9 protein-coding genes and 2 tRNA genes are annotated in these 7,424 nt (G+C 48.6%); 7 read left to right on the forward strand and 4 right to left on the reverse strand.

Going from position 1 to position 7,424, the window contains the following annotated elements; genetic code table 11:
• On the reverse strand, positions 1–207 hold a 207-nt coding region (locus C4B57_11185; protein ID PXF52258.1), incomplete at its 3' end, for a hypothetical protein.
• A gap of 279 nt (positions 208–486) precedes the next feature.
• Between C4B57_11185 and C4B57_11190 the strand changes: the two genes are divergently transcribed.
• The 4 genes from C4B57_11190 to C4B57_11205 all read left to right on the forward strand — a co-directional run bounded on the left by C4B57_11190 (position 487) and on the right by C4B57_11205 (position 3,157).
• Positions 487–574: transfer RNA gene (locus C4B57_11190), tRNA-Ser, on the forward strand.
• Between the two features lie 15 nt (positions 575–589).
• Positions 590–681, forward strand: a tRNA-Ser gene (locus C4B57_11195).
• Positions 682–736: 55 nt separating this feature from the next.
• Complete coding sequence (locus C4B57_11200) at positions 737–1,888, forward strand: methionine adenosyltransferase (protein ID PXF52266.1); 1,152 nt, start codon at positions 737–739, stop codon at positions 1,886–1,888.
• A 12-nt stretch (positions 1,889–1,900) separates the two neighbouring features.
• Positions 1,901–3,157, forward strand: a complete 1,257-nt coding sequence (locus tag C4B57_11205) for an adenosylhomocysteinase (protein ID PXF52259.1) — start codon at positions 1,901–1,903, stop codon at positions 3,155–3,157.
• A 24-nt stretch (positions 3,158–3,181) separates the two neighbouring features.
• Here C4B57_11205 and C4B57_11210 read toward each other — a convergent pair whose 3' ends face one another.
• Entirely contained in the window at positions 3,182–3,847 is a 666-nt protein-coding gene (locus C4B57_11210) for a hypothetical protein (protein PXF52260.1), read from the reverse strand.
• A 1-nt stretch (position 3,848) separates the two neighbouring features.
• Positions 3,849–4,262, reverse strand: coding sequence for a hypothetical protein (locus C4B57_11215; GenBank protein PXF52261.1), 414 nt, complete (start codon positions 4,260–4,262; stop codon positions 3,849–3,851).
• 139 nt (positions 4,263–4,401) lie between these two features.
• Between C4B57_11215 and C4B57_11220 the strand changes: the two genes are divergently transcribed.
• The 3 genes from C4B57_11220 (at position 4,402) to C4B57_11230 (ending at position 5,435) form a co-directional block, all read left to right on the forward strand.
• The gene (locus tag C4B57_11220; protein ID PXF52262.1) at positions 4,402–4,758 is read left to right on the forward strand and encodes a two-component system response regulator; all 357 of its coding nucleotides are present in this window, start codon (positions 4,402–4,404) and stop codon (positions 4,756–4,758) included.
• 96 nt (positions 4,759–4,854) lie between these two features.
• Positions 4,855–5,061, forward strand: coding sequence for a hypothetical protein (locus C4B57_11225; GenBank protein PXF52263.1), 207 nt, complete (start codon positions 4,855–4,857; stop codon positions 5,059–5,061).
• 23 nt (positions 5,062–5,084) lie between these two features.
• Positions 5,085–5,435, forward strand: coding sequence for a hypothetical protein (locus C4B57_11230; protein PXF52264.1), 351 nt, complete (start codon positions 5,085–5,087; stop codon positions 5,433–5,435).
• A gap of 578 nt (positions 5,436–6,013) precedes the next feature.
• On the opposite strand, the gene amrB is transcribed toward C4B57_11230, so the two are convergent.
• Positions 6,014–7,234 carry an AmmeMemoRadiSam system protein B gene (amrB, locus tag C4B57_11235; protein ID PXF52265.1) on the reverse strand — a complete coding sequence of 407 codons (1,221 nt, stop codon included), beginning with the start codon at positions 7,232–7,234 and terminating at the stop codon, positions 6,014–6,016.
• Positions 7,235–7,424: the final 190 nt, after the last annotated feature.

Here is a 7,424-nt window from a genome sequence, read left to right on the forward strand (position 1 = left end):
AATCCTGGCTATGGTGGTATTTTTACCCATAGCTTGAGAAAAGACGATCACAGCTTGCCTCTGAAGGCTCAAAAGAGCCTCCTGTGCTGCGTCACAAAATTCGCCTGCGCTTATATGAAATATCCAGATGCCCCTGTGGTAAATATCCGGTGAACCCGTTATATCCTGCCTTGGAGCGGTTACCTTTTTCCGGGTTTCAAAGCTCACTCATCACGGACCGGAGAGGCAGTGCAATCCGGCCCGCGATTGAAACCCTGCAAAAGGCAAACCGCTCCTGCGGCAGGGCACGGATGGCAACCGTTCAAAGAAATATCCCCTGCCAGTGAACGGTTACGTGGGTCCATGGGTTCACCGGATATTTACCCCCGTGTTTTTAAAATCCGTGTTTCTGAACGGTTTTCAGAATCGTTTCTTGACAGCGTATATTCCCGTCAGTAATTTACATTTCTGTTTGATTAGCAATTATCCGGTGGCTGATCTCTGCCTGGAGGGATGGCCGAGTGGTTGAAGGCGGCGGTCTTGAAAACCGCTGTACCGAGAGGTACCGTGGGTTCGAATCCTACTCCCTCCGCCAAGGAAATATCAAAACGGAGAGGTGACCGAGAGGCTGAAGGTGCTCGCCTGCTAAGTGAGTGTATGCTGAAAGGTGTACCGTGGGTTCGAATCCCACCCTCTCCGCCAAAAATTATTTTTTGCCAGTGAAAGCCGGCATTTTTTGGAGGTATATCTATCTATGATGCAGGATTTTCTTTTTACGTCTGAGTCGGTAACTGAAGGTCACCCCGACAAGGTAGCGGATCAGATCTCAGATGCCATTCTGGATGCCATATTAGACAAAGACCCTTATGCCCGGGTTGCCTGTGAAACCCTGGTAACTACCGGCCTGGCCTTGATTGCCGGAGAGATAACCACAGATTGCTATGTAGATATGCCCCAGGTTGTCCGTGGCACCATAAAAGAGATCGGCTATTCCAACTCATCCATGGGGTTTGACTGGCGGACTTGCGCGGTCCTTACCAGCATTGACAAGCAGTCTCCGGATATAGCCCTTGGCGTGGATCGTGAAGGTGACCTGGGGGCCGGGGATCAGGGCCTGATGTTTGGTTATGCCTGCGACGAGACCCCTGACTATATGCCCATGCCCATATGGTATGCCCACCGACTGGCGTTCCGTCTGGCAGAGGTGAGAAAAAAAGGGATTTTGCCGTTTCTGAGACCTGACGGCAAGTCACAGGTCACTATACAGTATGAAAACAGGAGACCTGTCTCGGCGCATTCCATCGTAATAGCCGCACAGCATGACCCTGGAGTCAGCTATAAGGAGGTGCAAGAGGCAGTGATTGAAGAAGTTGTCAAAAAGATCGTAAGACCTGAGCACTTAACGAAAGAAACAGAATTCTTTATAAACAGCACGGGCCGTTTTGTAGTAGGCGGTCCCTTGGCAGACTGTGGAATTACAGGGAGAAAGATTATTGTGGATACTTACGGAGGCCGAGGTCATCACGGTGGCGGGGCCTTTTCCGGAAAGGACCCGACAAAGGTTGACCGTTCCCCCTCGTATATGGCCCGCTATGTGGCCAAAAATCTGGTGGCCGCCGGTATCGCAGGGGAATGCGAGGTCCAGGTGAGCTATGCCATTGGTGTTGTCAGGCCCCTGGCCATAAATGTACGCACCTTTGGTACCGAGGCCGTTCCCCGTGAGCAGATCGTGGAACTCATTGAAAAGAATTTCAGTTTTAAACCAAAGGATATCATTGACTACCTGGACATGAGACGTCCGATCTTTAAAAAGACGGCTGCATATGGTCATTTCGGCAGACCCGAGCCCGAGTTTACCTGGGAACGCCTTGACATGGCGGAAAGTCTCAAGGAGCAGGCAGGATTGTGAGGTGATGAAGACATGAATTATCATATTAAGGATGAAGGCCTGGCAGAGGCCGGGCTTCTGCGCATCGAGTGGGCGGCCAAGAGCATGCCCGTACTGAACCTGATAAGGGAGCGTTTTCTGAAGGATAGGCCCCTTGAAGGAATACGTGTCGGGGCCTGCCTGCATGTCACGACCGAGACCGCATCACTTGTACAGACCCTGAAGGCAGGGGGCGCCGAAGTGTATTTGTGCGCCTCAAATCCCCTCAGCACCCAGGATGACGTGACGGCATCCCTGGTCAAGAACGACGGCATCCCGGTATTTGCCATTAAAGGCGAGGACAATGATACCTACTATAAACATCTGAGGGCGGTCCTTGATGCAAAACCGCAGATCACCATGGATGACGGGGCGGATCTGGTCTCCACCCTTCATACCGAGCGGAAGGAGCTCCTGGATAATGTGATCGGCGGAACAGAGGAGACCACCACCGGGGTGATCAGGCTCAGGGCAATGGCCTCGGACGGAGTGCTTGGCTATCCGATAGTGGCAGTGAATGACGCCAATACAAAACATCTGTTCGATAACCGTTACGGGACAGGACAATCTACCCTGGATGGCTTTCTCAGGGCCACTAACAGGCTTGTAGCAGGCAGTGTTTTCGTGGTGGCCGGCTACGGCTGGTGCGGCAAGGGCGTGTCCATGAGGGCCAAGGGCATGGGTGCCAGGGTGATTGTTACGGAAACAGAGCCATTGAAGGCCCTTGAGGCAGTCATGGACGGGTATGAAGTCATGCCCATGGCAGAGGCAGCTCCCCAGGGTGATTTCTTTTGCACTGTCACCGGAGATATCAACGTCATCCGCGAAGAGCATTTCCTCAAGATGAAAGACGGTGCCATTGTGGCCAACTCAGGTCATTTTAACGTGGAAATCGATCTTGAGTCCCTGGAGAAAATAACTAAAGAAAGACGTATAATTCGCGACTATGTAGAAGAATATGCCTTGATAAATGAAAGACGAATATATGTCCTGGGAGAGGGCAGGCTTATTAACCTGGCTGCCGCTGAGGGGCATCCCTCAAGCGTCATGGATATGAGCTTTGCCAATCAGGCCCTGTGCTCGGAATATATGCTGAAGAAGGATTTCGGGCTGGAGAAAAAGGTCTATAGCGTGCCGGAAGAGATAGACCGTGAGATTGCAAGGCTGAAATTGTCGAGCATGGGCATCCGGATAGATACACTCACTCATGAGCAGGAAAGGTATCTGGCTTCGTGGGAGATGGGGACCTGAGGTTAAGCCGGAAGACGGGCAGAATCACATAAAACCATTTTCCCTGAATGATAGATGGCCTTTCTTTGTAATAATTATGTGATCCAAGACAGATATCCCAAGGATTTTGCCGGCATCCACCAGTTGTCTCGTGGTAGCTATATCATCAGGGCTTGGTTTGAGCACGCCTGATGGGTGGTTATGAGCAAGGATTATGGATGCTGCCCGATCGGAGATCGCATCCACAAACACTTCTCGCGGGTGGACCTGGTTTGTGTTAAGAAGACCAACTGTCACTATCCTGTTTCCGATGACCTCATTTGCTCCATTCAAAGATATACAAAGGAAATATTCCTGCTTTTTGTGGGCGATATATGAAATAAGCGGCAAGACATCTTCCGCCTTTTGAATAACGAGGCTTTCCTTTAACAATCTCCTCCTTGCAAGCTCGAAAGAGGCCAGGATCTGGCATGCCTTGGCAAACCCGACACCCTCTATGGAGACAAGGGACTTTACATCTATCTTTTCCTTTTCTTTATCAAGCTTTCGCAGAACGGCATGGGCTACCTGAAAGACATCCCTTCCCTTGACTCCGCGTCCAAGGAGGACTGCAAGAAGCTCTGGGTCGGAAAGGGCCTCCGGTCCCTTGGCAGCCAGCTTCTCTCGCGGTCTATCAAAATCGGGGATTTCTTTAATGTGCTTCAAGGCCATTTCAGGTCTTTTTCTCCGGCGCCGTCCGGCCTTCAAGCTCAACAATCCCTCGCAATTGCTTTATGATTCCCTGCCTTATCTTTCTGTTTCTTGTCTTTCGAAAAAGTCTCAAGAGAGTCATTTCTTCCTTGTTGAGGGGTTGAGCGGCTTCAAGGGGATCTCCTCCAGGGATGTATCTTAAGGCGTGGTCTGAGACCTGAGGGATTCCTTTACTTTCCTCAAAAAAAGTGGAAATGTTAACACCAAGGGCCTCCGCTATCTGTTGCAAACGCACAACAGAAATCCTGGTTGAGCCCTTCTCATATTTTTGTATTTGTTGAAAAGAGATATCTATTTTCTCAGCCAATTCAATCTGAGAAAGCCCCCAATTCTTCCTTATCTGCTTGATCTTTTGTCCGATCTCTTTGTCGATCAATAGTTTTTTCCTTTAATCAATACGTCCTTGTTCTTCAATATCAACAAAAAATCAGGAATGTCTAACAACTATCAGTTGTATTTTTTTGTTGATGTTTATATCCTCTTAGTTGTATATTTAACTTCAAAGGGAGGGATGGATGGAAAGGAAGAGGATACTTATCGCAGATGACGAAAAAGTCGTGAGAATTTTACTGTCTGAGGTCCTTAAACCCTATGGTTATAAAATAGATATTGCAGAAGACGGGGTCAAGGCAATAGAATATATTAATAAGAATACGTATGATTTGGTTATCACGGATTACAAGATGCCGAAAATGGATGGGCTTGAATTGACACGGCATATAAGATCGAAATATCCTTCCACTCCAATTCTTATAGTCACTGGCAACGGACCTGTACACCAACTCTTAGAAAGTGGGGCCACGGCCTGTATCACGAAACCATTCAATATCCTCGAACTGGAAAACATGGTAAAAATCATTCTGAATAACTGAACCGGAAGTCGCTTTTATTGAGTGGTATCAGTATCTGTATTATTGTATTATCCGATATCAATTCAGGCTTGCCGCGGATATATGAATGGATAATAGATGGAAATCACAGAGAAAAGGAAAAAGCTTGAGGACCTGTACGGCCAGTATGAAAAAGATGTTGCCGAGTTCAAGAAGTCGGCGGTATGTGTAAAGGGATGTGCCGGCTGCTGTATAGACGTTGGAAATATTGATATTACAACGCTTGAAGGCATCATCATATATCGCAGGCTGGCCGCGTTTGAAGAGCCGCTAAAATCGGAATAAGGGCCAGGCTGGCTCAAAACAGGATGGATAGAGAGAAGGGAAGGCTCTCTCGATGCGCATTTCTCAGGGAGGACAAGACCTGCATGATTTATGATATCCGCCCCTTTAGCTGCAGGCGGCTTTATTCGGTCAAGAGATGCGATGGCGGGTCGCCGACCATTCACCGTCAGGCACTAAACGTGGCCGGCCGGACGGTAGAAAAGATTCAACAGCTTGATTTTAAAGGATATTCAGGGCATATCAGTTACATTCTCTATCTGCTGGACAGGAAAGAATTCAGGAAGGCTTATCTGCGCGGCAGGACCAGACCACAAAAGATAGCGGATTTCGGGCGAAGCCACGGGATACTGATTAATCGTTGTGTCCCTCGCTGAAATTCGGCCAAGGCGGTTTCCTGCCAAAGCAAATATCCGGTAAACCCGTTCCTGCCTTGAACCGGTTGCCTTTTTCCGGGTTTCAAAGCTCACCCATTGCAGACCGAAAGAGGCAGTGCAATCCGGCCCGCGATCGAAACCCTGCAAAAGGCAAACCGCTCCTGCGGCAACCGGTCACACAGGGGAGCTCCTTCTGAAAACGATTTGCGTCAGCCCTGTAGTTTTCTTGGTCTTCGCAGCATGGGAAACCCCCGGCTCCGGAGCGCAGCGGAGGAGAACGGGGGAGGGTCTCCCATGCTGCAAAGACCTTAAGAAAACAAGGGGCGAGAGCATGTTGGAAGAAGGAGCTCCCCTGTGTGACCGGTTGCCAATGGACCACGGATAGGGTTTACCGGATATTTACTTTTGGCCTTTGAACCCGAATTATGCAGCAGCCAATTTTACCAAATCTGCTTTGTTGTCAGGCACTTGAAGTACAAAAGTACGTCTGCGTGCCTTCCGCCTCGCATCTTTGGCAAACTTGGCTGCTGCATAATTCGGGATGAAGTGCATAATTCGGGATGATATTTGGCCGTTGCTTATGAAGTAAAAACAACAGATGAGAAACTGACTGCCGAGCTGGTGGCTTCATCATGCCATATCTGATAATCGAGTATATTCCCTCGGCACCTGGGTAATACCTCAAGCATACAGGCCAAGGTTGAGAAGCCGCAGACATTATACTGGTCCCTTACACTTCTTGATTCTTTCCAAAAAAGCTCGGCATCAAGCCGGGACAGGTGTTTCAGCAGGTTTTGGTCGTGAGCCATTGATCGACTTTCAAGCGATCTCGCCGGTATCTGATGGCCGAATTTCGGACCTGTGTGGGAGAAATCAACCCCTGCCACAACAAGCGTCTCTTTGTCAGGCTCCATGATCATCTGCTTTAACTGCCGGAGAAATGGGCCGGCCTTTTCCAGGTAAGCACGCCTACTGTATTCATTGAGGTTTGATTGACAAAAACCGCAAAGGATAGGGATAATGGTAAAATCCCTTCCGGCAAGCAGATGATGCAGAAAGATGGTCTGAAACTCTATAGAATGCTCTGAGCGATGAGCAAAGTCACTGCCGGCAACTATATCTCCTCCTCCTGCTTCCTTCAATCTGCGGATTATTGAAGGTTCATTTTTTACGATCCCTTGCGGGGTCTCAAAATCCTTGTCCGTCAAACAGAAAAAATCATCCGCCATATTATGACCCACGCCCAATAATATAATCCTTGACGGTGCCATATATTTGAACATTTGATAGGCGCTTGAGTAAACCTGATATCCTACGGACAGGTCAATGTGTGGTGCAATCAGGGCTACAATTTTTCCTTCCGGCTCAGTAACAGGAGGATGGCTGGCCAAAATCTCATCCAGCATCGCTTTCAGCTCATTTGGACTTCCCGGATAGGCACGTCCGCAATGGGAACAGGGCCTGGTTTTTTTCGAGGAAAAGCTGGCAACAATTTGATCCCTGGCCTTTTTAAATCTCTCTGAATCGAGTAAAAACGATTCATCAAGCCGGGCAAGCAGATCTTTCACCTCGTCCTTCCCGACCAGGGTTCCTCCCTTTTGCCTCATCAGCTCCATTTGCAGGTCACTTAGAGTAGTGGTTCCGTCCAGCAGGGTCATTACCTGATAAAGCGGGAGTGATATCGGCCTGCCCTCCTGAGCCAGCCCGAGATGGTCCTGGATGAAGATCAGCCGATGGCCGGCATACTGGACAGGGATAAATTGTAAATCCCTTCTTGCCATGGGAACTGTTTCATTCATAATAAAGATTATTTTAACTTAATTTATCCCGGCTTGCATGATATTTCACGAGCACTGGATATTTCATATAAGATACAGGCAGCAAGCACCGGGTAGGCTGCTTGCCATACAATTACTGCCATTGGTCTGAAGATTCTTTCATAGAGCAACCATTTTTTGAGTCAACTCCTCAATTTTTCTAATTTTTTTT

The organism is Deltaproteobacteria bacterium (assembly GCA_003194485.1).
In the GTDB taxonomy this organism is placed as follows: Bacteria; Desulfobacterota; Dissulfuribacteria; order Dissulfuribacterales; family UBA3076; genus UBA3076.

What these genes read in the sequence shown, in the direction of transcription:
- C4B57_11220 (PXF52262.1), top strand. Translation starts at nt 4,402, where the DNA reads ATGGAAAGGAAGAGGATACTTATCGCAGATGACGAAAAAGTCGTGAGA.
- C4B57_11205 (PXF52259.1), top strand. Translation starts at nt 1,901, where the DNA reads ATGAATTATCATATTAAGGATGAAGGCCTGGCAGAGGCCGGGCTTCTG.
- C4B57_11210 (PXF52260.1), bottom strand. Translation starts at nt 3,847, where the DNA reads ATGGCCTTGAAGCACATTAAAGAAATCCCCGATTTTGATAGACCGCGA.
- C4B57_11200 (PXF52266.1), top strand. Translation starts at nt 737, where the DNA reads ATGCAGGATTTTCTTTTTACGTCTGAGTCGGTAACTGAAGGTCACCCC.
- C4B57_11230 (PXF52264.1), top strand. Translation starts at nt 5,085, where the DNA reads ATGGATAGAGAGAAGGGAAGGCTCTCTCGATGCGCATTTCTCAGGGAG.
- C4B57_11225 (PXF52263.1), top strand. Translation starts at nt 4,855, where the DNA reads ATGGAAATCACAGAGAAAAGGAAAAAGCTTGAGGACCTGTACGGCCAG.
- amrB (PXF52265.1), bottom strand. Translation starts at nt 7,234, where the DNA reads ATGAATGAAACAGTTCCCATGGCAAGAAGGGATTTACAATTTATCCCT.